We start from the raw sequence: 1,108 nt of genomic DNA, 5'->3' as shown, positions 1-1,108 counted from the left end.
AAAATTTACATGATTATACCGCAAGAAAAGTTAAGAAGCTGACCAAAGAATGCAACCGGAGATTTATTCGGTGCAACCTGAGTTATTAGAAATTTCCATTGCTAAAGCGCCAATTCGTAATCCCAGACTGAGGTATAGTCGAGAAGTTAACCTTTTGTGTCCGGATGGGGAATTTTCAACCGTTACTCGCGCTCAACTGGATGTTCTACGAGAAGAGTTAGGTTTATCCCTAGAAGATACGACTGTAATTGAGCATGAGGTTTTAAGACCTATTCAACAATATAATAAAAATTTGCAAATATTTGAAGATAACTTAAGGGAGGAAATTAACCGTGTACTTTCTGAGTGAGAAGGTTCAAATGAACTTGAAGAGTTTACAAAAATCTTTGCAGCTAAAAGATGAAGATGTAGCCAAAATTTACCGTAAACTGGGAAAAGAATTGCAAGAGCAAAGTAAACTTAATGAAGGGATCGCTTTGTATAAGGAAGCTATTCGCAACGACCCCATTAGTGCAGAAGTTTATAACGATTTAGGAGATGCTTTGTATACTCAAAATAAAGTGGAAGAAGCTAGCGCTGCTTATCAAAAAGCTATTGACCTAAAACCAGAATTTGCAGAAGCACACAAGGGGTTAGGGGATACTTTGACCCATCAAAATTCATTGGAAGCAGCTATTAATAAGTATCGGGAAGCAATTCGCCTTAAACCAAATTTTGCTGAAGCTTATAGAGATTGGGGCGATGTATTGTATACTCAAGGTAAAATGGATGCAGCAATAGCTAAATATAGAGAAGCAATTGAACGTAATCCCGATGATGCTTATGCACATAGTTTCTTAAGGAATGTTTTAGAAGAACAAGGATTTTTAGAAGAAGCAGAAATTGAGTTTAAAGTAGCCAAAGTAAAGCTTAGAGAAACAATTCAACGTAATCCTAAAGATGCAAAAGCTCATGTTGAGTTAGGAAATCTGCTTTGGAGTGAGCATTTACTAGAAGAAGCGACTATTGAGTGCAAAAAAGCAATTGAACTCAATCCCCGCAATGCAGTGGCTTATGGTAATTTGGGTTGTATATGGCACACTCAAAATAAGCTAGAGGAAGCTGGGAG

General features: G+C 37.2%; 2 protein-coding genes. Both read left to right on the top strand.

The window, feature by feature from the left end:
- Positions 1-49: 49 nt before the first annotated feature.
- Positions 50-349, top strand: a complete 300-nt coding sequence (locus F6K22_RS41395; RefSeq protein WP_293111026.1) for a hypothetical protein — start codon at positions 50-52, stop codon at positions 347-349.
- Between the two features lie 10 nt (positions 350-359).
- The coding region (locus F6K22_RS41390; protein WP_293111025.1) for a tetratricopeptide repeat protein at positions 360-1,108 on the top strand (749 nt) is incomplete at its 3' end.

The sequence above is a fragment of the Okeania sp. SIO2F4 genome (genome assembly GCF_010672385.1).
In the GTDB taxonomy this organism is placed as follows: domain Bacteria; phylum Cyanobacteriota; class Cyanobacteriia; order Cyanobacteriales; family Microcoleaceae; genus Trichodesmium.
Note: the sequence above shows the minus strand (reverse complement) of the source record. Positions and strands in the feature narration are given on the sequence as shown.

What these genes read in the sequence shown, in the direction of transcription:
- F6K22_RS41395 (WP_293111026.1), top strand. Translation starts at nt 50, where the DNA reads ATGCAACCGGAGATTTATTCGGTGCAACCTGAGTTATTAGAAATTTCC.